24 protein-coding genes are annotated in these 24,912 nt (G+C 62.5%); 6 read left to right on the forward strand and 18 right to left on the reverse strand.

Features of this window, described 5'->3' with window-relative positions:
* The first annotated feature begins 36 nt into the window (after positions 1–36).
* Positions 37–1,575 (forward strand): alpha-N-arabinofuranosidase, encoded by a 1,539-nt coding sequence (locus VUN82_03535; protein ID XAS72944.1) that lies wholly within the window; start codon positions 37–39, stop codon positions 1,573–1,575.
* Positions 1,576–1,656: 81 nt separating this feature from the next.
* Here VUN82_03535 and VUN82_03540 read toward each other — a convergent pair whose 3' ends face one another.
* Entirely contained in the window at positions 1,657–2,358 is a 702-nt protein-coding gene (locus tag VUN82_03540; protein ID XAS72945.1) for a DsbA family oxidoreductase, read from the reverse strand.
* A gap of 218 nt (positions 2,359–2,576) precedes the next feature.
* Between VUN82_03540 and VUN82_03545 the strand changes: the two genes are divergently transcribed.
* Complete coding sequence (locus VUN82_03545; GenBank protein ID XAS72946.1) at positions 2,577–3,659, forward strand: glycosyltransferase family 4 protein; 1,083 nt, start codon at positions 2,577–2,579, stop codon at positions 3,657–3,659.
* Between the two features lie 40 nt (positions 3,660–3,699).
* Positions 3,700–5,835 carry a glycogen debranching N-terminal domain-containing protein gene (locus VUN82_03550; GenBank protein ID XAS72947.1) on the forward strand — a complete coding sequence of 712 codons (2,136 nt, stop codon included), beginning with the start codon at positions 3,700–3,702 and terminating at the stop codon, positions 5,833–5,835.
* Positions 5,836–5,867: 32 nt separating this feature from the next.
* On the opposite strand, the gene VUN82_03555 is transcribed toward VUN82_03550, so the two are convergent.
* The 5 genes from VUN82_03555 to VUN82_03575 form a co-directional block, all read right to left on the reverse strand.
* Positions 5,868–6,398, reverse strand: coding sequence for a GNAT family N-acetyltransferase (locus VUN82_03555; GenBank protein ID XAS72948.1), 531 nt, complete (start codon positions 6,396–6,398; stop codon positions 5,868–5,870).
* A gap of 87 nt (positions 6,399–6,485) precedes the next feature.
* Positions 6,486–6,878 carry a universal stress protein gene (locus tag VUN82_03560; GenBank protein XAS72949.1) on the reverse strand — a complete coding sequence of 131 codons (393 nt, stop codon included), beginning with the start codon at positions 6,876–6,878 and terminating at the stop codon, positions 6,486–6,488.
* Complete coding sequence (locus tag VUN82_03565; GenBank protein XAS72950.1) at positions 6,875–8,485, reverse strand: tripartite tricarboxylate transporter permease; 1,611 nt, start codon at positions 8,483–8,485, stop codon at positions 6,875–6,877. Before VUN82_03565 ends, VUN82_03560 begins: the two co-directional genes overlap by 4 nt.
* Positions 8,485–8,988: a tripartite tricarboxylate transporter TctB family protein gene (locus tag VUN82_03570; protein XAS72951.1), complete on the reverse strand. Its 504-nt coding sequence runs from the start codon at positions 8,986–8,988 to the stop codon at positions 8,485–8,487. Before VUN82_03570 ends, VUN82_03565 begins: the two co-directional genes overlap by 1 nt.
* On the reverse strand, positions 8,985–9,995 hold the full coding sequence (locus tag VUN82_03575; protein XAS72952.1) for a tripartite tricarboxylate transporter substrate-binding protein: 1,011 nt from the start codon (positions 9,993–9,995) through the stop codon (positions 8,985–8,987). Before VUN82_03575 ends, VUN82_03570 begins: the two co-directional genes overlap by 4 nt.
* 285 nt (positions 9,996–10,280) lie before the next feature.
* Here VUN82_03575 and VUN82_03580 point away from each other — a divergent pair, with 285 nt between their 5' ends.
* The 3 genes from VUN82_03580 to VUN82_03590 all read left to right on the forward strand — a co-directional run bounded on the left by VUN82_03580 (position 10,281) and on the right by VUN82_03590 (position 13,050).
* Complete coding sequence (locus VUN82_03580) at positions 10,281–11,852, forward strand: sensor histidine kinase (GenBank protein ID XAS74593.1); 1,572 nt, start codon at positions 10,281–10,283, stop codon at positions 11,850–11,852.
* Positions 11,853–11,854: 2 nt separating this feature from the next.
* Complete coding sequence (locus VUN82_03585) at positions 11,855–12,523, forward strand: response regulator (protein ID XAS72953.1); 669 nt, start codon at positions 11,855–11,857, stop codon at positions 12,521–12,523.
* A gap of 101 nt (positions 12,524–12,624) precedes the next feature.
* Positions 12,625–13,050: a ChaB family protein gene (locus VUN82_03590; protein XAS74594.1), complete on the forward strand. Its 426-nt coding sequence runs from the start codon at positions 12,625–12,627 to the stop codon at positions 13,048–13,050.
* Between the two features lie 30 nt (positions 13,051–13,080).
* Here the strand turns inward: VUN82_03590 and VUN82_03595 are convergent, their stop codons facing one another.
* The 12 genes from VUN82_03595 to VUN82_03650 all read right to left on the reverse strand — a co-directional run bounded on the left by VUN82_03595 (position 13,081) and on the right by VUN82_03650 (position 24,912).
* Positions 13,081–13,557: a heme-degrading domain-containing protein gene (locus VUN82_03595; GenBank protein XAS72954.1), complete on the reverse strand. Its 477-nt coding sequence runs from the start codon at positions 13,555–13,557 to the stop codon at positions 13,081–13,083.
* Entirely contained in the window at positions 13,554–14,588 is a 1,035-nt protein-coding gene (locus VUN82_03600; protein XAS72955.1) for a Gfo/Idh/MocA family oxidoreductase, read from the reverse strand. Before VUN82_03600 ends, VUN82_03595 begins: the two co-directional genes overlap by 4 nt.
* A gap of 4 nt (positions 14,589–14,592) precedes the next feature.
* Positions 14,593–15,492: a biopolymer transporter Tol gene (locus VUN82_03605; GenBank protein XAS72956.1), complete on the reverse strand. Its 900-nt coding sequence runs from the start codon at positions 15,490–15,492 to the stop codon at positions 14,593–14,595.
* Positions 15,493–15,522: 30 nt separating this feature from the next.
* On the reverse strand, positions 15,523–16,524 hold the full coding sequence (locus tag VUN82_03610) for a sugar phosphate isomerase/epimerase family protein (GenBank protein ID XAS72957.1): 1,002 nt from the start codon (positions 16,522–16,524) through the stop codon (positions 15,523–15,525).
* 1 nt (position 16,525) lies between these two features.
* A complete protein-coding gene (locus VUN82_03615; GenBank protein XAS72958.1) occupies positions 16,526–17,740 on the reverse strand; it encodes a Gfo/Idh/MocA family oxidoreductase in 1,215 nt (404 codons plus the stop codon).
* A gap of 18 nt (positions 17,741–17,758) precedes the next feature.
* Positions 17,759–18,898: a Gfo/Idh/MocA family oxidoreductase gene (locus tag VUN82_03620; GenBank protein ID XAS72959.1), complete on the reverse strand. Its 1,140-nt coding sequence runs from the start codon at positions 18,896–18,898 to the stop codon at positions 17,759–17,761.
* Complete coding sequence (locus VUN82_03625; protein ID XAS72960.1) at positions 18,895–19,671, reverse strand: sugar phosphate isomerase/epimerase; 777 nt, start codon at positions 19,669–19,671, stop codon at positions 18,895–18,897. Before VUN82_03625 ends, VUN82_03620 begins: the two co-directional genes overlap by 4 nt.
* A gap of 66 nt (positions 19,672–19,737) precedes the next feature.
* Positions 19,738–20,577, reverse strand: coding sequence for a carbohydrate ABC transporter permease (locus VUN82_03630; protein ID XAS72961.1), 840 nt, complete (start codon positions 20,575–20,577; stop codon positions 19,738–19,740).
* Positions 20,570–21,583, reverse strand: a complete 1,014-nt coding sequence (locus VUN82_03635) for a sugar ABC transporter permease (GenBank protein XAS72962.1) — start codon at positions 21,581–21,583, stop codon at positions 20,570–20,572. The genes VUN82_03630 and VUN82_03635 overlap by 8 nt, the downstream gene beginning before the upstream one ends.
* A gap of 63 nt (positions 21,584–21,646) precedes the next feature.
* Positions 21,647–22,975 (reverse strand): sugar ABC transporter substrate-binding protein, encoded by a 1,329-nt coding sequence (locus VUN82_03640; GenBank protein XAS72963.1) that lies wholly within the window; start codon positions 22,973–22,975, stop codon positions 21,647–21,649.
* Positions 22,976–23,017: 42 nt separating this feature from the next.
* Positions 23,018–24,139, reverse strand: a complete 1,122-nt coding sequence (locus tag VUN82_03645; GenBank protein ID XAS74595.1) for a Gfo/Idh/MocA family oxidoreductase — start codon at positions 24,137–24,139, stop codon at positions 23,018–23,020.
* 32 nt (positions 24,140–24,171) lie between these two features.
* Positions 24,172–24,912 carry a sugar phosphate isomerase/epimerase gene (locus VUN82_03650; GenBank protein XAS72964.1) on the reverse strand — a complete coding sequence of 247 codons (741 nt, stop codon included), beginning with the start codon at positions 24,910–24,912 and terminating at the stop codon, positions 24,172–24,174.

Below are 24,912 nucleotides of genomic sequence, written 5' to 3' on the forward strand. Positions count from 1 at the left end.
CCTACCAACTGTTTGAGAACACAACCAAGGAGATACATGTCCCGCGCACGCATCACCCTCGATCGCGATTTCACCATCGGCGAGGTACCCCGACGCCTCTTCGGCTCCTTCGTGGAACACATGGGCCGCTGTGTGTACAGCGGCATCTACGAACCCGGACACCCTGAGGCCGACGAGAACGGCTTCCGCCAGGACGTCCTGAAGCTGGTCAAGGAACTTGGCGCCACTGTTATCCGGTACCCCGGCGGCAACTTCGTCTCCGGCTATAACTGGGAGGACGGGATCGGCCCCCGCGAAACCAGGCCCCGCCGCCTGGACGGTGCCTGGCACACGGTGGAAACGAATGCTTTCGGCCTTCACGAGTTCGTGGACTGGTCCAAGCAAGCCGGTACGGAAATCATGGAAGCCATCAACCTGGGCACCAGGGGAGTGGATGCTGCCCGCGAGATCGTGGAGTACGCCAACCACCCTGGCGGGAGCTACTGGTCCGATCTGCGCGCCAAGAACGGCCACAAGGACCCGTTCGATATCAAGCTGTGGTGCCTGGGCAACGAAATGGACGGCCCGTGGCAGATCGGCCACAAGACCGCCGAGGAGTATGGGCGACTTGCCCAGGAAGCGGCCAAGGCCATGCGCTTCGTGGACCCCGACATTGAGCTTGTTGCGTGCGGCAGCTCCAACTCCCGGATGCCCACGTTCGGTGCCTGGGAGCAGACGGTCCTCACCCACACCTACGACGAGGTGGATTACGTTTCCCTCCATGCCTACTACTACGAGCACGAAGGTGATGTTGGCAGCTTCCTGGCATCCGCCGTCGATACCGACTACTTCATCGAGTCAGTGATCGCCACCGCGGACGCCGTGCGGGCCAAGGGCAAGCACAAGAAACACATCAACCTGTCCTTCGACGAATGGAACGTCTGGTACCAGCGCGGCCTGGACACTGAGGACCAGCCTCACAACGTGATCAAGGCGGGCTGGCGCGAGCACCCGCGCATCATCGAAGACAAGTACAACGTGACGGATGCCGTGGTGGTGGGCACCCTGCTCAACTCCCTGCTCCGCCACGGCGACCGCGTCAAGATCGCCAACCAGGCGCAACTGGTCAACGTCATCGCGCCCATCCTGTCGGAAGAGAACGGACCGGCGTGGAAGCAGACCATTTTCCACCCGTTCGCCCGGATGGCTGAGCTCGCCAAGGGCCAGATCCTGCGGCTTTCGGTGGACTCGGACAAGTACTCGAACAACCGCTTCGGGGACACGGACCTTGTAGATGTCAGCGCTACGTGGAACGAGGAAACGGGCCGGCTGGCCCTGTTCTTCGCGAACCGCGGGCTGGAAGAAGCTGCCGACGTCGAGGTTGCCCTGCGCGGCTTCGACGCCCGCCAGGTTCTCCGCGCCGAAGTCCTGGAGATCCCCGAGGGCGGCGACAGGTTCACCACCAACACGCAGGACCAGCAGGGCCGCGTCGGTCTGAAGCCGCTGGAAGGCGTCAAGGCGACTGGTTCGGAGCTTCGGCTGACGCTGCCCGCGTTGTCCTGGGCCGTCGTCGAGCTTGAGGTCGTGAAGGCCTAGCGTCGCCCCTTAAGAGCAACGCGGGGTCACTTATGGCCTATCCCGAGGCGGATTATGGGCCATAAGTGACCTCGCGTTGTTTTAATTGACGCTGCAGCCGTCCGGACCGCAGGCCTCTGCGTCGGATGCGCCCACGGGGATCAGGGGATTGGCTTCCTGCCACGCCTGGTTCAGCGCCTCACTGAAGAGCTCAGCCGGCTGGGCGCCCGAGATGCCGTACTTGCGGTCGATGACGAAGAACGGAACGCCGGTGACGCCGATGGCGCGGGCCTCGTTGATGTCCTCGTTGACGGCGTCTGAATATTTGTCGCTGGTGAACAGCTCTGCGACTTCGCTGGCCGGGAGTTCCAGAGCGGCGCCAAGTTCCGTGAGGTATTCCTGGTTGCCGATGTCCTTGCCGTGCTCGAAGTGATCGCTCAGCAACCGTTCTTTGGCGGCATCCTGGCGGCCATGGGCTGCGGCGAGGTGGATGAGGCGGTGGGCCGTGAAGCTGTTGGCGACTACTACCTTGTCGAAGTGATAGTCCAGGTCCTCGCCCTTGGCGGTCTCCGTGACATGGGCGAACATCTGCTTGACCTGCTCCGGGGCCATGCCCTTGCGCTTGCTCAGGTAATCCAGTTCCGTGCCGTCATAGTGCTCCGGGATTGAGGGATCCAGCTGGTAGCTCTTCCACTCAATGTCCACGGAATCACGGTGCGGGAACTGTGCCAGGGCAGTCTCAAAACGGCGCTTGCCGATGTAGCACCACGGACACGCGACGTCGGACCAGATCTCAATCTTCATGCTGTGGTCAACCTCCAGGGCCGCGGGGGCATTCCGGAAAAGTCTGTTATTTTCGTCACCCATTGCCGGGGCGGGCGTGCCCAGCCTAATGTGTGAAGCAGGTTATGCAGCTAGCCGGTGGGGCGCTCTTCGCCCCAGGAATCGCGTGTGTCTGGGGCCGCGATCAACACGAGGTTGAACCCCGTGCGTGGGTTCGAATGTTTGTGGAGGCCTACAGCATGCGCGTTGGACTCATCGTTGGGCCATGGTTCACAGTGCCCCCGGAACGGTACGGCGGCACGGAACGGGTTGTAGATGCGTTGGCCCGCGCCCTTGCCGATGCCGGGCACGAGGTGCTCCTGGCCACGGCAGCCGACAGTACTTGCCCGGTTCCCCAATTGCGGGGCTTTGGGCCGAGCGAGCCTGAAGAGTTGGGGCAGACGCTCAGCGAGTTGCACCACGTCATCAAGGCTTATGCCGGCATGAAGGACGTAGACATCATCCACGACCACACCCTTGCCGGGCCCCTCTACGCCCACCGGCCGCCGGGTGTTCCCGTAGTGACCACCGTCCATGGCCCGCTGACACCGAGGTATGCAGGGCTCTACCGGGATATGGCCCAGGACACCGCAATCATCGGCATTTCGCATGACCAATGCAGCCGCATTTCCGACCTGCAAATATCCGCAGTCATCCACCACGGCCTGGACCTGTCCACGGTTTCTGTCGGCGACGGGGCCGGCGGCTACGCATGCTTTGTTGGACGTATGTGCCCGGACAAAGGCTTGCTGGAGGCGGTGGCCGTTGCCCGCGAGGCCGGTGTGCCGCTGCGCATCGCTGCCAAGATGCATGCCAAGGAGGAGCGGGACTACTTCCACGACGTCGTGGAGCCGATCCTTGGGTCACAGGAAGAATTCCTCGGCGAACTCTCAGATCCGGAGAAGTACGAACTGATGGGTGGGGCGATGGCGCTGATCAACCCCATCCAGTGGCATGAACCGTTCGGGCTGGTCATGATCGAGGCGTTGGCCACAGGAACACCAGTTCTGTCCACCCCCATGGGCGCGGCACCGGAAATAGTCCAGCATGGCGTCACAGGATATCTCTCGCAGACCAATGAACTCGCAGGGTTTGTACAGGACGTGCAAGGGATCAGCCGTGCGGAATGTCGGCGAACCGTGGATGAGTATTTCAACGCTGCACGGATGGCGGCGGACCATCTGGACCTTTACGCCACGGTCATTGAAGAATTCAAGGCCGGGGGACTTCCCGGGGACGGCAAGTTGCAAGACAATCAGAGGCAAGCCCCCATCAACCTGTGACTGATGAGCAGGACATCTCCCGAGGAAGGCTTCGTGGGCCATGACTGCTTGGAACGCCGATACGGAGGCAGGCGCTTCCGAGCTGGGCGCTGTAACCATCGTGGAAGGTTCATCCTTCTGCATCTCCGCCCACTCCGGTGACATCCACGGCGGCGGCTCCCAAGGCACCTACTACCAGGACACCCGGATCGTGTCGCGTTGGATCCTGAGGATCAACGGGGCCCTCCGGGAACCATTGGGCACCACCAACCGCACCGCGTTCCAAGCCGAATATGTTGGCCGGGCCTGCTCCAGCGATGGGCGCTTTGACAGTCCGCTGGTTGTACAGCATCAGCGGCATGTGGGCGCCGGACTGCGGGATGACCTCACTATCAGGAACTACTCCGGGCAGCCGGCGCCGTGCGAAATCGAGTTGCTCATCGACGCCGACCTCGCAGACCTCTTCGACGTCAAGGGTGGCCGGGCAAGCCGGGCAGGAACCGCGGAGAAGACTGCCCACAAGAAGGAGCTGCACATTGAGTCCGTCCACGCCAACGGGGAACGCCGTGGCGTGGTGTTCCGGGCTTCGGGAGCCAAAGCGAATCCGGAAGGACTAACGTTCCACATCACCATCCCGGCCCGCAGTCAATGGAGTACCAGCGTCATTGCCATTCCGTTGATCAACGGAAAACGCCCGGATGACCCGTTCACGGAAACCACGGCGCTGCACCACACCATTGGGGTCCGTCGGCACATGGCGTGGGCGGAGCACATTCCCCGGATCGCAGTCACGGACAGAAACGTTGAGGAAGTCCTGGAACGAAGCCAGAGCGATCTTGGTTCGTTGCGGATCTTCGACCACGAACACCCCGGGCGTGCTGCTGTCGCAGCAGGCGCGCCGTGGTTCATGGCACTGTTTGGACGCGACTCCATAGTGGCGTCGTATATGTCACTCATGGTGGATCCCGGACTGGCAGCGGGCTCGTTGCAAACACTGGCCGGACTTCAGGGCAGCAAAGAGGACGTCGACTCCGAGGAAGAACCGGGTCGGATGCCCCACGAGGTGAGGCTGGGAGTCACGGCAGGACTCTCCTTGGGCGGAACCGCCTACTACGGGACGATCGATGCGACCCCTCTCTTCGTCATGCTGCTGGGGGAGCTGAGCCGATGGGGCTTGGGCGCGGACATCATCGAGTCCCTCCTTCCCCATGCCGATCGTGCTATCTCCTGGATGGAAAACTACGGCGACCGGGATGGCGATGGGTTCATCGAGTACCAGCGCCCCAACAGCCACGGCCTGATCAATCAAGGGTGGAAGGACTCCTGGGACGGCATCAACTTCGCAGACGGCAGGATCGCTGAAACACCCATCGCATTGTGCGAGGTCCAGGCCTACGCCTATGGGGCCTACGTTGGGCGTTCGCTCTTGGCGCGTGCAGCGGGCGATACCGCCGTCGAACGCCGTTGCGCCGACCGGGCCGAAGCGCTGAAGGATGCGTTCAACGAGGCTTTCTGGCTGCCGGACAAGGGTTATTTCGCCCTTGCCCTGGATAAGGACAAGAAACCCGTGGATTCCTGTACGTCCAACATGGGCCACTGTTTGTGGACGGGCATTGTGGACGAGGACAAGGCTGCACTTGTGGCGGAGCGGCTGATGTCGCCTGAGATGTTCACGGGCTGGGGGATCCGCACCCTGGGTTCGGACATGGGAGCTTACAACCCCGTCAGCTACCACAACGGCTCGGTCTGGCCTCACGATACGGCTCTCGTGGCCACTGGACTCATGCGGTACGGCTTCGTCAAGGAAGCCAGCCGGGTAGCGAGTGGATTGTTCGACGCCGCTGAGCACTTTGGCGGTCAGCTTCCGGAACTGTTCTGCGGCTTTGATCGCTCAGACTTTCCGGAGCCGGTGCCCTATCCGACGGCGTGTTCCCCGCAGGCGTGGGCGGCTGCGGCCCCGATTCAGCTGGCCCGCATCCTGCTGCGGTTTGACCCAGATTTCACTAGGAAAGTACTGCATCTGGCGCCCATCCTCCCGGATGCGTTCGGGGAGTTCAAAGCCGAAAACGTGCTGCTGGGGCGCTCGCGGGTCACCATCCAGGCTTCCGCGGGCAATGGCACCGTGACAGGGTTACCGGCTGGCTTGGAGCTGCACTCCGATCCCCGACCACCCTTGGCGGGGGACTTGTTCGGCTAGCTGGTCACGGCCTCAGGCCGAGCTGCCATTGACTAGAGTGTGTGTTCCATGACGAAGTCATGTTCCACGGTGTCTCCCAGTTTGAAGGACTTGGTGCCCACCCTCTGGAATCCATTCTTTTCGTAGAAGCGGATGGCCTTGGCGTTTTCACTGTTCACGCCGAGCCAGACTCCGGCCGCGCCCTTCTCTGCGGCATCGGCGATCGAGGCCTTCATGAGGCGGGATGCGGCTCCCTGGCCGTGGTGGTCCGGGTGGACGTAGCACTTGCTGACTTCCGTGGAGGGGAGCGCAGAGAGCACGGAAGCTACATCCGGGTCGCTTGCCGGCTTGGCAATCAGCATGGTGTACCCGTTGAGCTGGCCGTCGTCGTCGAGCACCAAAATGGTGATGTTCGGATCGGCGAGGTAATCCACGAAGTTGGCCTCGGCGAGCGTCTTCTCGAGATGGGCCTGGATGTCCGCCGGTGAGGCGCCGGGCGGGCACGCCAGCGGGAAGGTGACGGCCGCCAGTTCGGCGAGCTTTCCGGCGTCGTCTGCTGTTGCTGTTCGAATGGTCTCGGCCACGTGGTCCCCCTTGGAGTCTGTTTACGGCTAATGCCCCTAAGAACGAATCTTAAGGGCATTAGCTGAACACATCTCCCGGTTTTGCGTTTAGTCTGCTTTCACCGCGAGCACCGGGCAGTCCGCCTCCAACAGGATCCGTTGCGAGACGCTGCCCATGATGAGTTTGCCTACCGGGCTGCGGCGGCGGAGGCCAATCACAATCAGCTCGGCGTTGTGCTCGTCGGCCGCATCCAGTACCTCAGCAGCGGCATCATGGCCGCGGACGGGCTGCTTGATGATGTGCTCGATGCCTTGCAGTGCCAGGCGTTCCTCGATGGTCTGGATCTCAGGTTCCTGGGCATACCTGTTGTCCACCAAGGCGTCGCCCTTGGAAGAGTTGATCACCAACAAGGTGTCGTTGCTTTTCTTCGCTTCGGCGATGGCTTGGGTCAATGCGGCTTCGCCCTCGGGCGTGGGGACGTATCCCACCACGATGGTCATGGCTTCTCCTTGTTGTGGTGGACGTTGTGGTGGCCGTTGTGCTGGAACTCGTCAGCTTGGCTGGCGGCATCCTCTGTCAGGGGCGTTTCACTGGGGTGCGCCGGTACGACGCTGGCTGGCACCGGACGGTTGCGGCGGACCAGCTTGAAGAGCAGCGGCCAGAGGATGACGATAGCCACGATGATGTAGACGACGACGGCGATTGGCTCGCTCCACAGCCCGGCGGGGTCACCGGCGAACAGCTGGAGAGTCCTGCGCAGCTGCCCTTCGATGCGCGGGCCGAGGATGACGCCCAGAATCAGGGGCAACACAGGTAGCCCGAAGCGCCGCATCATGAATCCCAGCGCTCCGAGCACCAGCAGGATCACCAGGTCGAAGGCTTGCAGGTTCACCGAGTAGGCGCCCAGCGTGGCGAAGAACAGAATGCCGGCATAGAGGTAGGGCCGTGGAAGCTGCAGCAGCTTGGCCCACAGGGGTGCCAGGGGCAGGTTGATGAGCAGGAGCAGCAGGTTACCGATGAAGAGGCTCGCGATGAGCGCCCACACCAGGGGACCTTGGCTGGAGAACAGCTGCGGGCCGGGCTGGATGCCGTACGAGGTGAACGCCGCGAGCATGACGGCGGCAGTGGCATTGGTGGGCAAGCCGAGGGCGAGCATTGGGGTCAGGGTTCCGGCTGCGGCAGCGTTGTTGGCCGCTTCGGGGCCTGCGACGCCTTCGATGGCTCCCTTGCCGAATTCCTCCGGATGTTTGGTCAGCCGTTTCTCGGTGACATAGGAGAGGAAGGTGGGGATCTCGGCACCGCCGGCGGGAAGTGCGCCAAACGGGAAGCCGAAGGCCGTGCCGCGCAACCAGGGTTTCCAGGAGCGGGCCCAGTCCTTCTTGCCCATCCAAGGCCGCCCGACGGGAATGATGTGAAGCGGTGAACGCCGCAAGTGCGCGGCAACCCACAGTGCTTCACCAACGGCGAAGATGGCCACTGCCACCACCACGATATCCAGGCCGTCGGCCAGCATCGGCTGGCCAAAGGTCAGGCGGCGCTGGCCGGTAACGGAGTCAATGCCCACCAAACCGATGGCCAGGCCCAGTCCCAGGGAGGCAAAGCCCCTGAGCCGGGATGAACCCAGGACCGCGGTGACGGCCAGCAAAGCGAGGATCATGATGGCGAAGTAACTCGGTGCGCCCAGGCTTACGGCGAACTGAACCACCAACGGTGCAAGTCCTGCCAGCAGGGCCGTACCGATCGTGCCGGCAATGAACGAACCAATCGCCGCCGTCGCTAGCGCTTGTGCTGCCCGCCCGGCTTTCGCCATCTTGTTGCCCTCGATGGCCGTCACAACAGACGACGATTCGCCGGGTGTGTTCAGCAGGATGGACGTCGTCGATCCGCCATACATGCCGCCGTAATAGATGCCCGCGAACATAATAAAGGCGCTGGTGGGCTCAAGGGCGGCCGTAACAGGAAGCAGCAGCGCCACAGTCATGGCCGGGCCGAGCCCTGGCAGAACACCAACGGCCGTTCCCAGGAGCACGCCGATCATGGCGTACAAGAGGTTCAGGGGGGTGAGGGCGGTGGCAAAACCGTCCATCAAAGAGGACCAGACGTCCATCAGAGGATTCCTTCCAGGAGTCCGGCCGGCAACGCAATGCCAAGGCCGAGGTAGAAGCCGTAGAAGGTGGCCAGGGATAGTGCAACGGAGATGATCCCGTCACGAACGTAGTGCCGGCTGCCAAGTGCCAGCACGCTGCCCCAGAACAGGACAGTGCCGGAGATGACCCAGCCGGCCCAGTCGATGAGCAGGATGTTGAGGATGAAGGCTCCTGCAAGGGGAAGCACGGTCTTCCAATCGGCGGGGTGCGCGAGGTCAATGTCCTCGCCGCCTTCCACTTCGCCTTTGCCACCGCGGAGAACGTTGATGGCCAGCAGAACTGCGCAGACCACCAGGAGCCCGGCAACAACGAAGGGAACCGCCTTGGGCCCTACCGGGTCCGACTTCGAATAGGGGGTGACCAGGCCGTTGGCGTCGAGGAAGACAAGGACGCCTACCGCGCCGAGCAGGAGGGCTACCCCCAGCTCGGCGCGGCCCTTGAGGCCTGTTGCCAGAGTGCTCACGCCAAGCCAAGCTTGGTGAGCACGTCCGCCACCCGCTTGTCCTGGTCCGTCAGGAACTTCTGGAACTCGTCACCGGTGATGAAGGCGTCGGTCCAGCTGTGGGTCTTGAGGGCTTCTTTCCAGCCAGCGGATTCGTGCATCTTCTCCAGTGCGGCAATCAGGGACTTCTTGTCGTCCTCGCTGATGCCTGGAGGCGCCACCATGCCACGCCAGTTGGTGAAGACCAGATCGATCTTGGACTCCTTCAGCGTGGGGGCGTCAACACCTTCAAGACGCTTCTCGCCACTGGTGGCCAGGACGCGTACTTCACCGGACTTGATCTGCTGAAGGTACTCGCCGGCACCCGAAGCAGCGAAGCCAAGCTTGTTGCCCAGGATGGCTGGAAGGAGATCTCCACCGCCGTCGTAAGCGACGTAGTTGACCTTCGTGGCGTCAATGCCAACTGCGCCTGCCAACTGCATGGGCAAGAGGTGGTCGGGACCACCAGGCGAGGAACCGCCACCCACGGAGATCGAACCGGGATCTGCCTTCCAGGCCTTCACGAGGTCATCGATGGTCTTGTATGGGGAGTCCTTGCTGACCATGATGGCGCCGGGCTCTTCAATGAGCCGTGCCAGCGGGGTGGTCTGGGTCAGCTTCGACTCGGACTTGTTGGTGTAACTGGCACCAACAACACCCAGACCCATGAGCATGGTGAGGTCCCCGTTGCCCTTTTCGTTGACGACGCGGGCCAGACCCACCGTGCCGCCTGCACCTGCAAGGTTGAAGACCTCCGTGTTGTTGGCGATCTTCTCGTCGTCGAGCACCTTGGCGGCCGCCCGTGCGGTGGTGTCGTAACCGCCGCCGGGAGTATTGGGAACCATGATCTGGAGTCCGGTGACGGGTCCGGCTGCAGCGCCGGAGCTGGCAGAACCGGTGGAGCTCTTACCTGTGGCGCCGCAGCCGGTGGCCATCAGGGCGATGCCGGCAGCGACGGCGGCGATTCGCAATGCGCGGATCTGGCGCATGGTGTTCCTCTTCTCATCATCGAAAAATTCAGTGCGGGGCGATCAGCGTTGTGCCCCCGTGAACTGATGCTAGGTGCCGGCGTGACGGTCATCACTCTTGTGTTCGCAGTGATCTTTAAGTTCATTGCGTTCACGCCTCTGCCGTGTCATACGGCGCAGCCCCGCTGGTGCTCAGCGTGCTTAGGGTATAGTTCCGATACGCCAAGGCGGACTACTTTGAAACTGTTAGCGGCCCTTGCATATTGGAATCACCAAAGGATCCAAACAGTGACTCGACGAAGAGGAATGTCCTTGGCAGGGCAGTACCTTGTGCTGCAGTTGTTGATCGTCCTGGCGGTCCTGGTCGCTGTTGTAGCCATCTCCCTGGCCCAATCTGCTGCTGCTTTTGAACGCACTGAAGGACGCCGGGCATTGTCCGCGGCAGAGGCCCTGGGCAACAACCCCACTGTGCGCGCCCTGTTGCCCACCGCCGAACCCCGCAACGGGTCATCCCTTCCCGCCGTGGCCGAGTCCATTCGCACTGTATCCGGATCTTCCCACGTGGCACTCGCAAAGCTGGACGGCACGGTAGTGACGTCCTCGGATCCCAGCCAGCTGGGCAAGCCGCTCCTGCTGGGCGACAGCAGGGTCAAGGAAGGCCGGGCCTGGACCGGAGTCCTTGCCGGCAACGAAGGGAAAGTTCTCTCAGCACACGTGCCGGTACTGGACGACTCCGGGGCCATGATCGGCATCGCCTCCATCAGCAGGAACTATCCGTCCGCCCTTGAACGGCTGGAAGACGTGGTCCCCAACCTCCTCACCTACCTTGGCGTCGCGAGTGTCCTGGGCGTCGCCGGTTCCCTTCTGCTGTCCCGTCGCGTCAAACGGCAAACCCTCGGAATGGAGCCCCGGGAGATCACGGGGCTCGTGGAAAACCGTGAAGCGATGCTGCAAGGCCTCAAGGAAGGGGTGGTGGCGCTGGACCCGCACGAGCGGATTACAGTGGCAAATGAGAGCGCCCGTCAACTCCTCGGATTGCCCGCAGACTGTGTGGGCCGAAAACTTGGGTCTCTCCATGTGGACCACGCGCTGAAGGTGGGACTAACCCGGGAACAGTCAGACCCCGACCAACTGGTGCTCGTGGGGGACCGGCTGGTAGTCATGAACAGGGTGGCCCTGAAGTCCCATGGGCGCGACATCGGCTCCGTGACAACCCTGAGGGACCGGACCGAGTTGTCGTCCTTGGAGAGTGAACTCGGAGCCACGCGAACCGTGACGGACACTTTGCGTGCCCAAGCCCACGAATTCGCAAACCAACTCCACGTCATTTCCGGCCTGATCCAGATTGGCGAATATGATTCCGTGGTGCAGTTCGTCAACGGCGCCACCGTGGACCGGACCCGGCTCAACGATGAAGTGACCAGCCGTATCGAGGACCCGGCGCTCGCCGCCCTCCTGATAGCCAAAGCCAGTTTGGCCACCGAGCGGGGCGTGGAACTGCAGATCGACCCGCAGTCCGGGCTCCCGCGCGTGAACGAGGAACTCTCCCGGGACCTCACCACCGTGGTGGGCAATTTGGTGGATAACGCGTTCGACGCCGTCGCCGGACGGGTTGGGGCATCCGTACGGGTGTTGGTGGTCAACTCTGCGGACGGTGTTTCGGTCACCGTCCGGGACAACGGACCAGGCGTGCCCTCCGGCTCCGCTGAGGACATTTTCCGGCAGGGTTTTTCCACGAAGGAACCCGGGCCTGGCGACGCCCGGGGCTTCGGCCTGGCGCTCTCACGGGTGATCTGCCGTCGGTCCGGGGGCGATCTAACGGTCGCCAACGACCATGGGGCAATTTTCACCGCACAATTCAATAAAGGGGCAGTGTAATCGTGATCAAAGTCTTGATTGTGGATGACGACTTCATGGTGGCCAAGGTCCACGCAGGTTTCATCCAGCGGACGCCCGGGTTCGGCGTCGTTGGTGTTGCGCACACAGGCGCGCAGGCCATCCTTGAAACGCAGCGGCTGCAGCCGGACCTTGTGCTGTTGGATATCCATCTCCCGGACATCAACGGGCTGGACCTGATGCATCAGCTCCGGGACGTTGCCCCGGACCTTGACGTGTTGGTGATCAGTGCGGCCCGTGAAACCGAGACGGTGCGCAAAGCACTGCGCGGGGGTATTGTGCACTACCTGATCAAGCCGTTTTCGCAGTCTGATCTTCAGGAACGTTTGCAGCACTATCTGAATGCCTACCAAGGGCTGGACGCCTCCAAGGACGTGGCCGAGCAATCGGATGTCAACCGGGTATTCGGGCTGGATTCCGCTCAACGTACGCTGCCCAAGGGCTGCAGCGTGGAGACACTGGAACTCGTGGAGGCCGCGCTGAAATCAGCCCCCGGCGACGTCTCCGCCGCCGAAGTTGCCGAGCAATTGGGGACCTCCCGGGTCAGCGCCCGCCGTTACCTTGAGTACCTCCATGACGAAGGCGCGTTGGAAGTGCGGCTGAAGTACGGCGTCGGGCGTCCTGAGAGAAGGTATGTGCTGAAGGGGCGGTGAGCCGCTTGTGACGGGGTGCCCGTCCGTCTTGCCCCAAGGGTCAATTGATAAACTGGGTGCACGTCCATGATCAGGCTTTCTGACAAAGGAGCGTGAGTACGATGCCCAAGACCGGCAAGAACGATCATGCCCGCAAAGACGAACTCCCCTCCACTCTGCAGCGCTCTGAGCAGAAGGCCCAGGATACCTTCGCCAAGACCTACGACTCCGCCATGGAGACGTACGACAACGATGAGAGCCGGGCGGCCCGCACCGCCTTTGCCGCGGTGAAGCACAGCTACGAGAAGGTTGGCGACCATTGGGAGGCGAAGGAGGAACGCGGTCCTTCTGACCCGCACGCGGAAGAGGGCATTGAGTCAACGCGACCAACCGCCGGGGGAGTGGACGCCAACGCATCCAAGGAACATCTCTATCAACGCGCCCAGGAGCTGGACATCAAAGGCCGCTCGAAAATGAGCAAGGATGAACTCGTCACGGCGCTGCAGAAAGCCAACGACGCCGCAACGCGGAAGGCGCGAGGGGGCTAGGTCGGGATTCCAGGTCCTCGGCCGACATAACTACGCCGCCACCGTCTTCAGATAATTCCGGATCCCATCGACCACTAGCTCATGGTCCTCATCAGAGCTCAATCCGGCCACGGTAACGGCACCAATAACACCGGCACCGCGCACACGGATCGGGAACGAGCCACCGGCGAGCGTGTAATCCTCATGGGCAAGCCAGCCGCCTCCCAGAGGGCTGTGCGTGCGGGCGGAGAACTGTTCAGTTAACAAGGCTGTGCTGTGTTCAAAACGCAGCACCGAGGCAGACTTGCGGCGGATCCACTCCTCTTGGTCGGCCGTGGCTCCGGGCAGGACGCAGCGGAAGAGCACAAGGTTGTGCCGCCGGATATCGATGGCAACGCCATAATCGGAAGCGATCGCGTGGTTGGCGATGAGCGAGCCGAGGCGCCAAGCGTCGTGGTGGTCAAAGCTTGCGAAGACGAGTTCTTCCTCTTGCTGGCGGAGCTCCACAAGGCGGGCAGATTCAGTCATTTCGTTGCACCTTCTTCTGAAACAACAGCATCCGCCGCGTACGACAGCCCGATCTGGCGGCGGATTTCATCCATGGCCGCCATGATGGCCACGCTTTCGCTCGGCGGCAGGATGGTGCCAGCGGTCTCACCGGCGCGGATCAGGCGTTCCAGCTCGGCCGCCTGGTACTGCATTCCCCGGCTCTTCACGGGCTGCTCGAAACGCTCCACCACCTCGCCATCAACGCGGAAAACGGTGAAGGGCACTTGGTTGTACCAGGTGTGTTCGATGTCGATATAGCCCTCTGTACCGATCACCATAGCGCGGTTGGCGCTGGCGGCGTCGAGTTCGCAGTCCACAATGGCCTGTTGCCCGTCGGCGTACTCGAAGATGGCCGCCGTTTGCCTGTCCACGCCGGTGGCCGACATGGAGGCGCTTGCCCGGATTATGGCAGGCGTACCCAGGATGTCGAAGGCAAAGGAGATCGGGTAGATGCCCAGGTCCAGCAAAGCTCCGCCGCCCAGGGCGGGATCGTTGAGCCGGTGGGCAGGGTCCTTGGGAAGGCTCTGGTTGTGGCTGGCAACCACCTTCCGGACCTCGCCGATGGTGCCTTCCTGGATGAGTTCGCGGATGCGCACCATGTGCGGGAGGAAACGCGTCCACATAGCTTCCAAAGCCACAAGGCCTTTGGACTCGGCCAGGTCCACGATCTCCTGGGCTTGGCGGGCGTTCATCGTGAAGGCCTTCTCCACCAGCACGTGCTTTCCGGCGTTGAGCGCCAAGAGTGCGTTGGCATGATGGAACGGGTGCGGCGTAGCGATGTAGACCACGTCAACCAGCGGGTCTGCCACCAAGTCCTCGTAACTGCCGTGTGCGGTCATCACGCCGTGCAGCTCAGCGAAGGCTTTGCTCGACTCCAATGAGCGTGAGCCCACAGCCTGCACGGTAAAGCCGTTCTCTTTCAGGTCCTGCGTCTGGAGTCCGGCAATAAATCCTGTGCCGAGGATGCCCCAGCGGATTGTTCCGTCGGAGGTGCCATTGCTGAGGGTCACGTGCTTAGTCCTTCGTCGAGTCAGAAAGCGGGTAGGCCACATACGCAAAACGCCGGGAGTCCGGCGACCAGCTGTTGACGTTGAGGCTACCTTGGCCACCGAAAAGTGGCCATGTATGCAGCGGCGTGGCCCAGTCGTGTGTAGAAACAAGTACGACGGCGACCGGCAGGTCAGCGGGGTGTCCTACCGTTCCGCTGGGGAACCGGATGTAACTGGCGTACCGGCCATCGGGGGAGAGATGCGGGAACCAGTCGACTGTTTCGGATTCGAGGAGCCGCTCGAAGCCAGTGCCGTCCACGCGAACCCGGGCGAGCTGGGCGTGACCCGGCGTGGACGAAAAGGATTCCGTGTTCAGGTAAAGCCATTTCCCATCGGGCGAGTATTCCGGCCCGTCGCAGTGGCCAGCGCCGACATCAAAGCGGCCGACATCCACGCTGGCGGTAGCGCCGCCGTCGGACGCTGTGGTCATCAGGCGACCTGGCTGCGTGAAGTCTCCCGCTTCGATCCCCACATACGCCAACTCCTTGCCGTCCGGGCTGACGCCGTGGAGGAAATGGAAGAAGCCGTCGTCCTCGGTGATGCGAGTGACCGGTCCGCCGCCCAGTAAAGCACGGTAGATGTGGCCGTCGTTCGCGGAGACGAAGATTCCCTGGCCGTCAGGTGTCAGGACGTGGTCGTTGTTCAGGTCCGGGACCCCCGTGAGGGAGATAGGTTCCAGAGAGCCTGCGTCGAGATCGAAACGCCATAGCTTGCCATCCCCGTTGAGGATGAGTGAGCTTCCGTCGAGGGTCCAGTTGGGCGCTTCGAGAAGGAGGTCGTCGGTGCTGTAAAGCAGCGCCGACTCCCCGGTGACCGACGCGATCCACACCTCACAGCGCTGGCCGGATTGAAGGGTGCGGATCACGTCGGTCCTTTCCTGGTCCTTGCTGCTGAACTAGTCCTTGCTGCTGAAGGCGGCGTCGAAGCTGGTTTGGGAGGCGGGGAAGTCGTATCTTTTGAGGGCGGCGAGGGCTTCGGGGGCGCCGTGGAGGCGGTCCATGCCGGCGTCTTCCCATTCGATGCTGATGGGGCCGGTGTAGCCGATGGCGGTAAGGGCCCGGAAGGAGGATTCCCAGGGCACGTCTCCGCGTCCGGCGGAAACGAAGTCCCAGCCACGGCGCGGATCTCCCCAGGGCAGGTGGGAGCCCATCACGGTGTTGCGGCCGGTGGGCCGGAGCTTGGTGTCCTTGCAGTCCACGTGGTAGATGCGGTCCTTGAAGTCCCAGATGAAGGAGACGGGGTCGATGCCTTGCCACATGAAGTGGGAGGGGTCCCAGTTCAGGCCGAACGTGGGCCGGTGGCCGATGGCTTCCAGGGTCCGGACGGTGGTCCAGTAGTCGTAGGCGATCTCGGAAGGGTGGACTTCGTGGGCGAAGCGGACCCCGCATTCATCGAACACGTCCAGGATGGGGTTCCACCGGTCCGCGAAGTCCTGGTAGCCGGCGTCGATGACTTTTTCGGGGACGGGCGGGAACATGGCGACGTACTGCCAGATGGAGGACCCGGTGAACCCGACCACGGTGTCGACCCCCAATGCGCGGGCGAGCCGGGCGGTGTGTTTCATTTCTTCGGCGGCGCGTTGACGGACGCCTTCGGGGTCCCCGTCACCCCACACGCGGGACCCGACGATTGCTTCGTGGCGGAAGTCGATGGGGTCATCGCACACGGCCTGGCCTTTGAGGTGGTTGGAGATGGCCCAGACCTTCAGGTTGTACTTTTCAAGGACGGCGAGTTTGGACTCGACGTAGCCGGGTTCGTCCCAGCGCCAGGCGTCCAGGTGGTCTCCGGAGACGGCGATTTCCAGGCCGTCGTAGCCCCAGCCCGAGGCAAGGCGGGCGACTTCCTCGAAGGGGAGGTCGGCCCACTGGCCGGTGAACAAGGTGTACGGGCGGGGCATGTCAGGCTCCTTCAGTGGTGGTGGTGGTGTTTAGGGAGGTGGTGTGAAGCTGGATCAGTGAGCTTTTGGCCGCCGCGGATTCTTCGATGGCAGCGAGCACATGCTGGACGTTCAGCCCTTCTTCGAACGACGGCGAGGGCTGGCTGCCGTCCCGAATGGCCAGCAGGAAGTCCCGGATCTGGTGCGTGAAGGTGTGTTCCCAGCCGATGATGTGACCCTGCGGCCACCACGCTTCGAGGTAGGGGTGCTCGGGTTCGTTGACGAGGATCCGGCGGAAGCCCTGCTCGCGGACTGGTGCGGTCGCGTCCAGGAAGCCGAGCTCGTTCAGCGCTTCGAGGTCGAACAGGATGGTGCCTTTGTCTCCGTAGATTTCGAGCTTGAGGGAGTTCTTCTGGCCGGTCGCTACCCGGCTGACTTCCAGCGAGGCGATTGCTCCGGAGGCGAGTGTCAACGTGGCCCAGGCGGCGTCGTCGACCGTTACGTCTTCGGGGCCATTCGGCCCCGGGCGGCGATTCACGAAGGTGTGCAGGCGGCCCGTGACCTCGGTGACGCCGTCACCCAGGAGGAACAGGACTTGGTCGATGGCGTGCGAGGCGATGTCGCCCAGCGCGCCGGATCCGGCGGTTTCCTTGCGGAGCCGCCAGGTCATGGGGGATTCGGCGTCGGAGAGCCAGTCCTGCAGGTAGGCGGCCCGGACGTGCCGGACGGTGCCGAGGCGGCCTTCGGCGATCAGTTCGCGTGCAAGCGCCAACGCGGGGACGCGGCGGTAGTTGAAACCGATCATCGACTGCACGCCCTTGGCGCGGCCTGAGGCGGCGGCTGCAGTCATGGCTTCGGCCTCGGCGATCGTATTCGCCAGCGGCTTTTCCACCAGGACGTGTTTGCCGGCCTCGAGGGCGGCGATGGCGATTTCGGCGTGCATCCAGCCCGGGGCGCAGATATCGACGATGTGGATGTCGTCACGTTCAATGACCGAGCGCCAGTCCGTGGCGGACTCGGCCCAGCCGTACTTGGCGGCGGCCTCGGCTACCAGGGAGGCGTCCCGGCCGACGAGCACTTTTTGCTCGAAGGCCGGGACGTCGAAGAAGCTGGCCACATTCCGCCACGCGTTCGAGTGGGCTTTACCCATGAACGCGTAGCCGATCGCGGCGACCCCCAATGGGCGGGTAGGTTGCTGGGTGCCCTGGCTCTGGTCAGTGTGGGCGGGGGTGCTCATGGTGGGGTTCCTCGTTACTTACGGAGTTGCGGTTGCCTGGAGTGTTGCGGTTTCCGGCGCCCAGTCCTCCGGGACTGCTTCAGAGGCGGGCGCGTTGCTGGTGACGTCTACGAACGAGCCCGATTCCACGGATTCGGAAATCGAGACCATCGTGTCCAGCACGTGGTAGGCCAGTTCGCCGGTGGCGCGGTGCGGGGCGCCTGAACGGAGGGCACGGGCCATGTCCAGCACGCCCAGGCCCCGCCCGTTGGCCGGTCCGGTGGCCGGGATGATCTCGGGTTCTTCCGCACCTGGACGCCAGAGCTTGAGGTCGCCGTCGAAATAGTTCGGGTCCGGCAGCGAGAGCGTGGCTTCGGAGCCGGTGATTTCCACGAACCCCATCCGCAGGCGCGGGGACTCGAACGAGAACACGCTGTGCGAGGACGCACCGCTTTCGAACTGCGCCATCGCGGAGACGTGGGTGGGGACCTCGACGGCGAATTCCTCCCCGGCCTTCGGACCGGAACCAATGATCCGGGTCGCTTTCGCGGAGGAGCCGACGGCGGCCACCTTACGGACCGAGCCGAACGTCTGGATGAGGGCCGTGAGGTAGTACGGGCCCATGTCGAACAACGGGCCGGCGCCGTCCTGAAACAAGAACGCCGGGTTCGGGTGCCAGGATTCCGGGCCCGGCGTCTGGAAGGTGGTCATTCCCGTCAACGGGGTGCCGATGTCCCCGCGCTCGATGATCCTGCGCGCGGTCTGCAAGCCGGCCCCCAGGAACGTATCAGGCGCTGTGCCAAGCCGCGTCCCCGCAGCGTCGGCTGCTTTCAGCAGGCCAAGGCCGGACTCGCGGTCCAGGGAGAATGGCTTCTCCGTCCAGACGTGCTTGCCGGCGTTGACTGCGGCCGTGGCAACCTCGACGTGCGCCGCCGGGATGGTCAGGTTCACGATGATCTCGACGTCGGGATGGTTCAGTGCCAGCTCGGGCGCACCGAATTCGGGGATCCCGTATTCCTTGGCCCGCGCCGCGGCGGCCTCGACGAAGAGGTCTGCGATCACCAGGACCTTCACGTCCGGAAAGACCGTAAGGTTATCCAGATACTGCTTGCTGATATTGCCCGCACCGATGACGGCGACGTCAACGGGACCCTTGCGGGTTGAAGGTGTGAAACTCATGCCCCTGCCTCCTCGGAAATAGTTCCCTCGGCTGCCTGAACGCTTGCCGCAGCCGTCAAATACCTCAGGCTCTCGGTGATGCCCTCAAAAATATCGCCGGAGTAGTCGTCGAACTCCACCACGCCAACTTCCAGGGACTTGGCTGCTGAGATGATGTCTAGGACCGGGATGCTTCCCTGGCCGGCGGGCTGTTGGGCCTTGGTATCCGTGGTGGCCGGTCCGTCCTTGATGTGGATGAGCTTCACCCGGTCGCCCAGGCGCTCCAGCAGCGAAACCGGATCCTGGCCACCGACAGCTGCCCAATACGTATCCACCTCGAGGACGAGTTCCGGATCCAGCAGTCCCTCGAAGTACTCCAGTGCGGTCTGGCCCTCAATGGTGGACTCCAGCTCCCACGCATGGTTGTGGTAGCCAACGCGAATGCCGTACTCGGCGCCCTTCTTCGCTGCCGCGTTCAGCGCTGCGGCGGTGGACTGGATAGTCCCGGCGTCCTGCCAGTGCTCCGCAGGAAGGAAAGGATCAATCACGGTGGTGATGCCCAGTTCCTTGGCCGCAGCGAAAATCTCTTCCTGGTCCTGGCTCAAAAGGGGCGCGTGCCCGGACGGAGCGGTGAGGCCGTTCTCCCTCAAAGCAGCGCCGAGTTCTTGGGCGGTGGCCACGAAGTTGTACGGTTCCACCTGCGTGAAGCCGATCTCCGCGACTCTCCTGATGGTCCCAGACAGGTCTTCCTGGATGGCGTTGCGAACGGTGTAGAGCTGAAGTGAATACGACATGGATGCCTTCTCAGTGATCGTCCGGTGTTGCTCGTACTTGGCTGTTGCTCGTACTTAACAGTGAACCTACTTAACCGCTCCTGACGACAGCCCTGCCACCAAGTGTTTTTGCACCAGGATGAATCCGATCAAAACGGGAAGGCTGACCACAACGGAAGCGGCCATGAGCTGGTTCCAAAACACGTCTGATTCACTGGCGTAGGCCTTGAGCCCCAGGGACAGTGTTTTTGTGGATTCGTTGGTCAGCACGGATGCGAACAAAACCTCGCCCCATGCGGAGATGAAGGAATACACGGCAACTGCGATGATGCCCGGCTTGGCAACAGGGAGGATCACACGGAACAGTGCTCCCATCCTCCCGGTGCCATCGATCATCGAAGCCTCTTCCAGTTCCTTGGGTATCGAGGCGAAGTAGCCGCTCAGCATCCAGATGGCGAAGGGCAACGTGAACGTCATGTACGTGATGATCAGCCCGAGGTAGGAGCCCTGCAGCTGCAAGCCGGTCATGTTGCGGATCTGCGTGAAGATCAGGTACAGCGGCAGGAGGAACAGGATGCCAGGGAACATCTGGGTGGAGAGGACAGTCAGGCTGAAGGCGCGCTTTCCCTTGAACTGCAAGCGCGCAATGGCGTAGGCGGCCAGGACTGCGACTGTCACTGAGCACGCTGTTGCGCAGACGGTGATGATGAGGCTGTTCTGGAAGTACTTGGCCAGCGGAACCGTGGTCCAGATATCCAGGTACGGTGAGGCGGTGATTTCCCGGGGAATCCACTGGAAGAGCCCTGAGACGTCCTTGAGGGGTTTCAATGAGGTGGAGACCACTACGAAGAGCGGGATCGCCACCCAGAGGGACAGGATGGTCAGGACTATGGTCCTGAGGATCCGGAAGTTGCGTGTCTCAATCATTGTCGGCTCCCTTGGGCAGCACCATGCGGATGTAGAAAGCGGAGGCAATGAACAGGGCGATCAGCAGCAGTACGCTCATTGCGCCGCCCAGACCGAAGTTCCAACTGCCGAAGGAGTTTTGGTAGATCAGTGGGGAAATAAGGGTGGCTTCCTTGGGAGACGTGGCTCCGAACAGGACGAACGGGACGTTGAACTGGTTGAAGGTCCACAGCGACATGACCATGAGCAGCACCCCGTTGGCCGGGCGGACCATGGGCAACGTGATGCGACGGAACTGCTGCCAGAGCGTAGCGCCGTCAATGGCCGCTGCCTCATAGACGTCAGTGGGAACGTTCTGCAGGGCAGCCATCAGCATGAGGAACGCGAAGGGCCACAACTGCCACACGTTCACAATCACCATGGCTCCGAAGGAGTTCTGGCCCAGCAGCCAGAAGGGGCGTTCGTCGCCGAAGAGGTGAAGGGTGTCCACCAGGATCTGGTTCACGGCACCATCGCGCTGGTTGAACATGAAAGCCCACGCGATGGTTCCGACATATGCCGGGAGTGCGTACGGGACCAGGAAGAACGTGCGAAGAAGTGCGCGTCCCCTGAAGTTGGAGGACAGGAAAACCGCGCCTGCCATGCCGAGCACCCAGGAGAAGCCGACCACCAGGATGGTGTACCCCAGCGTGCGGCCAACCGTGCTGAAGAAGGCCTGACCGATGGTGCTGTCCGGGTTGAGGCCGTTGATGAAGTTCTGCAGCCCTACGAACGGCGCGTTGAGCCAGTTGGTGAGGTTGAGCTGCGTCAGGGAGATGAACGCGATCCAGATGCCAAGGAGCATCGGTCCGATGTGGATCAGGAGCTCAAGGATCGCGGCCGGAAGGATCAAGCCGTAGGGGAGGAATGAGCGAAGCCGTTTACGTACCGGCGGTGTGCTTGCTGCCCGTTTTTGGCCGGGCTCGGGATCAACGGCAGCGGGGCTGCCTGCAGCGGCCGGGCCGCTGTCCAATGCTGAATGGGACATGGAAACTCCTTTGCCGGAGCGGGGACGCCACGTTGTGGTGGCGTCCCCGCTCATGAGGCTTGGTTACTGGGCCGCGGCCATCTGGTTGTTGGCGTCCTTGAGGGCCGCCCGGATGTCGTCTTCGGAAACAGTTCCCGTTGCCGCCTTGGCAAAGAGGTTCTTGATTGCCGTGCCGGTGAGGGTCTCCATCTGACCCTCTTTCGCGATCAGCGGCATGGGCAGGGAGTGGTTGGCCAGGGCGTCATTCTTGGCCTTCACTTCTTCGGTCTGGAAGGCAGGATCGCTCGAAGCCGCGGTGACTACGGGCAGCGAGGAGTAGGCCTTGTTGAGGGCAATCTGCTCTTCGTCGCTGGTCAGGAACGCGGCAAGCTTGATGGCGTTTGCCTTGTTGTCGCTGTTCTTGAAGACGCTGAGGTTGATACCGGCCACGTGGCTCTGTGTGCCACGCTCACCGGTAGCTCCGGCGGTCATCATGGGGATCGGGGCTACGCCCCAGTCCTTGAAGTCGCGCGCTGCGAAGTTCTTCAGCGGGCTCTGGTCAAACATCATGGCGGCCTTGCCGTTGATGAGGTTGTCCACCTTTTGGCTGCCCTGACTCAGTTCAGCGTCCGACGGCGACATCACCTTGTCCGTGGCCATCAAGTCCACGAACTGCTTGACTCCCTCAACCTGGGGATCGCTGTCGAAGGTGGGCTTTCCGCCAGCGTCGAACAAGGTGCCGCCGTTTTGCAGGCCACGAACGAACGCTTGGTGCGAGTTGGCGGAAACGGATGCTCCGGCTGCGGTGAAGCCCCACTGATCAGGCTTGCCGTCCCCGTTGGTGTCCTTGGTGAGCTTCTTGGCGTCAGCCACAAACTCGTCCCAGGTTGTGGGGGCCTTCTCGATGCCGGCTTCCTTGAACAGCTTGGTGTTGTAATACATGTTGTAGGCCAAACCGTAGAGCGGCACAGACGTCGGGGTCTTGCCTTCCGCGCCACCTGTCGACCAGCTGGTCTTCAGGAAGCGGTCCTTGCCGCCAACGGCCTCCAGCAGTTCACCTTCCACGGGCTCAAAAGCGCCCGTCTCCTGCAGGGTCACGGCCCACGTGTTTCCGATGTTGAGGACGTCGGGGCCGTCGCCACTTGTGACTGCTGTAAGAATGCGGTTGTAGAGGTCTGTCCAGCTGATGACTTCCAGCTGTACCTTTACTCCGGTTTTTTCCGTAAAGCGATCCAGGGTGGGCTTCAGCTTGGCCGCGGTGTCGTCCAGGCTGTTGCCTTGATCCGATGCCCAGTAGGTGATGGTGTCGCTGCTTGCTTGTGGGCTGCTACCGCCGCCACCGCAGGCGCTGAGACCCAGTGCCAAGGCTGCCGTCGCGGCAACCGCCGATAGGACTTTCAGGGGATTCTTCATGATGCTCCGGTTTTCTCGTCGTCGAGCTGGTGCTGGCTGAAACTAGGCTGAAAGGGTTGCTGCCGTGGGGTCCCAATCCTCGGGTAGGGCTGGAACCTGGGCGGCGGAGCTTTCCACATCCACGAAGGCGCGGTTGTCGATTGACTCTGCGATGGAGGCCATGGTGTCCAGGATGTGGAACGCAAGTTCACCCTGGGCGCGGTGTGGCCGGCCTTCACGGATGGCGCGGGCCATTTCCAGGACGCCCGCGCCACGGCTGGCAGTTGAGCCAATTGAAGGGACGGTTGTCCAATCGTCGGAACCGAGCGCGCAAATCCTGATGTCGCCGTCGAAGTTGTTCGGGTCCGGCAAAGCGATGGTGGCCTCGGAACCCGTGATCTCCACGAACCCTGCGCGCTTGAGCGGGGAATCGAAGCTGAAGATGCTCTGGGCAGACTCACCGTTCTCGAACTCCAGGATGGAGCTGACGTGCGTAGGGACCGTGACGTCGAACGTCTCGCCTGCCTTGGGACCCGAGCCGATCACGCGTGTTTCGCGGGACTTCGAACCGAAAGCGGCTACCTTGCGGATGCTGCCGAAGGTCTGCACGAGCGTGGTCAGGTAGTAGGGGCCGATGTCGAACAGGGGACCCGCGCCGTCCTGGAACAGGAATGCGGGGTTCGGGTGCCAGGATTCCGGGCCCGGGGACTGCATCAAGGTCAGTGCTGTCAGGGGAGTGCCGATGTCGCCGCGTTCAATCATCCGGCGGGCAGTTTGGAGGCCGGCGCCGAGGAACGTGTCCGGTGCGCAACCCAGCCTGAGGCCCGCTGCGTCCGCGGCCTTTAGCAAGCCCAAGCCACTTTCGCGGTCCAAGGAGAAGGGCTTTTCGCTCCAGACGTGCTTGCCTGCGTTGACAGCCTGCGTGGCAACTTCCACGTGGGCAGCGGGGATGGTCAGGTTGATGACAATCTCCACCTCGGGGTGGCCGAGGACAGCGTCGATGCCACCGTGCACGGGGATGCCGTACTCGTTGGCTCGGGTGGCTGCGGCCTCTTCGAACAAGTCACCGATCGCCACAACGCGAACATCGGGGAAGCTTGTGAGGTTGTCGAGGTACTGCTTGCTGATGACACCTGCGCCGATGATGCCGACGCCAACGGGCCCTGAACCTAAGGGGGTTGACATCAGAGAACCAAAGGCCGCTCCTGCTGCGTTGCTCATGCGGACACCTTCCCAGCGCTGAGGTAGTTGTAGCTGTCTTCCACGGCGTCGAACATGTCGCCTTGGAAGTCGTCCAGTTCCACGACCGCTGCTTCAAGTGATCCGGCAGCGTTCAAGACGTCCCAGATAGGCATCTGACCGGCACCAACGGCGAGCTGGCTCGACGGATCGGGGGTTACGGGACCGTCCTTGATGTGGATGAACTTGACCCGATCACCAAGCCGGGCCAGGAGTTCGGCGGGATTCTGACCACCGACTGCAGCCCAGTACGTGTCCAATTCAAGGACGACCTCGGGGTTGAGGTGGTCGGCCAAGTGTTCGATTGCCGTTTTGCCGTCAATGACGGACTCAACTTCCCACCAGTGGTTGTGATAACCGACGCGGACACCGTATTCGGATCCCTTGGCGGCAGCCGCGTTGAGCTGTTCCGCGGTTGCTTTGATGTCTTCGATCGTGTTCCAGCGCTCGATCGGGACATGCGGGTCAATAACAGTTCCGATGCCCAAGTGCTTTGCAGCAGCAAAGATTGCGTCCTGGTCATCGCTGAGCAAAGGAGCGTGGCCGGACGGACCGGTGAGGTTGTTCTCCGTCAATGCCTGCTTGAGTTCTTCGGCCTTGGCAACGAAACGGTATGGCTCAACCATGGTGAAGCCGATCTCGGCCAAGCGCTGGATGGTTCCCGCCAGATCCTCTTCAAGGGCCTTTCGGACCGTGTAGAGCTGGATCGAATATGACAC

It is taken from the genome of Micrococcaceae bacterium Sec5.1 (assembly GCA_039636795.1).
Lineage (GTDB): Bacteria > Actinomycetota > Actinomycetes > Actinomycetales > Micrococcaceae > Arthrobacter.

Bases quoted from the DNA above. Each gene is read 5' to 3' on its own strand.
- VUN82_03535 (XAS72944.1), top strand. From the start codon at position 37: ATGTCCCGCGCACGCATCACCCTCGATCGCGATTTCACCATCGGCGAG.
- VUN82_03540 (XAS72945.1), bottom strand. From the start codon at position 2,358: ATGAAGATTGAGATCTGGTCCGACGTCGCGTGTCCGTGGTGCTACATC.
- VUN82_03545 (XAS72946.1), top strand. From the start codon at position 2,577: ATGCGCGTTGGACTCATCGTTGGGCCATGGTTCACAGTGCCCCCGGAA.
- VUN82_03550 (XAS72947.1), top strand. From the start codon at position 3,700: ATGACTGCTTGGAACGCCGATACGGAGGCAGGCGCTTCCGAGCTGGGC.
- VUN82_03560 (XAS72949.1), bottom strand. From the start codon at position 6,878: ATGACCATCGTGGTGGGATACGTCCCCACGCCCGAGGGCGAAGCCGCA.
- VUN82_03565 (XAS72950.1), bottom strand. From the start codon at position 8,485: ATGGACGTCTGGTCCTCTTTGATGGACGGTTTTGCCACCGCCCTCACC.
- VUN82_03575 (XAS72952.1), bottom strand. From the start codon at position 9,995: ATGCGCCAGATCCGCGCATTGCGAATCGCCGCCGTCGCTGCCGGCATC.
- VUN82_03580 (XAS74593.1), top strand. From the start codon at position 10,281: ATGTCCTTGGCAGGGCAGTACCTTGTGCTGCAGTTGTTGATCGTCCTG.
- VUN82_03590 (XAS74594.1), top strand. From the start codon at position 12,625: ATGCCCAAGACCGGCAAGAACGATCATGCCCGCAAAGACGAACTCCCC.
- VUN82_03595 (XAS72954.1), bottom strand. From the start codon at position 13,557: ATGACTGAATCTGCCCGCCTTGTGGAGCTCCGCCAGCAAGAGGAAGAA.
- VUN82_03610 (XAS72957.1), bottom strand. From the start codon at position 16,524: ATGCCCCGCCCGTACACCTTGTTCACCGGCCAGTGGGCCGACCTCCCC.
- VUN82_03615 (XAS72958.1), bottom strand. From the start codon at position 17,740: ATGAGCACCCCCGCCCACACTGACCAGAGCCAGGGCACCCAGCAACCT.
- VUN82_03620 (XAS72959.1), bottom strand. From the start codon at position 18,898: ATGAGTTTCACACCTTCAACCCGCAAGGGTCCCGTTGACGTCGCCGTC.
- VUN82_03625 (XAS72960.1), bottom strand. From the start codon at position 19,671: ATGTCGTATTCACTTCAGCTCTACACCGTTCGCAACGCCATCCAGGAA.
- VUN82_03630 (XAS72961.1), bottom strand. From the start codon at position 20,577: ATGATTGAGACACGCAACTTCCGGATCCTCAGGACCATAGTCCTGACC.
- VUN82_03635 (XAS72962.1), bottom strand. From the start codon at position 21,583: ATGTCCCATTCAGCATTGGACAGCGGCCCGGCCGCTGCAGGCAGCCCC.
- VUN82_03640 (XAS72963.1), bottom strand. From the start codon at position 22,975: ATGAAGAATCCCCTGAAAGTCCTATCGGCGGTTGCCGCGACGGCAGCC.
- VUN82_03645 (XAS74595.1), bottom strand. From the start codon at position 24,139: ATGTCAACCCCCTTAGGTTCAGGGCCCGTTGGCGTCGGCATCATCGGC.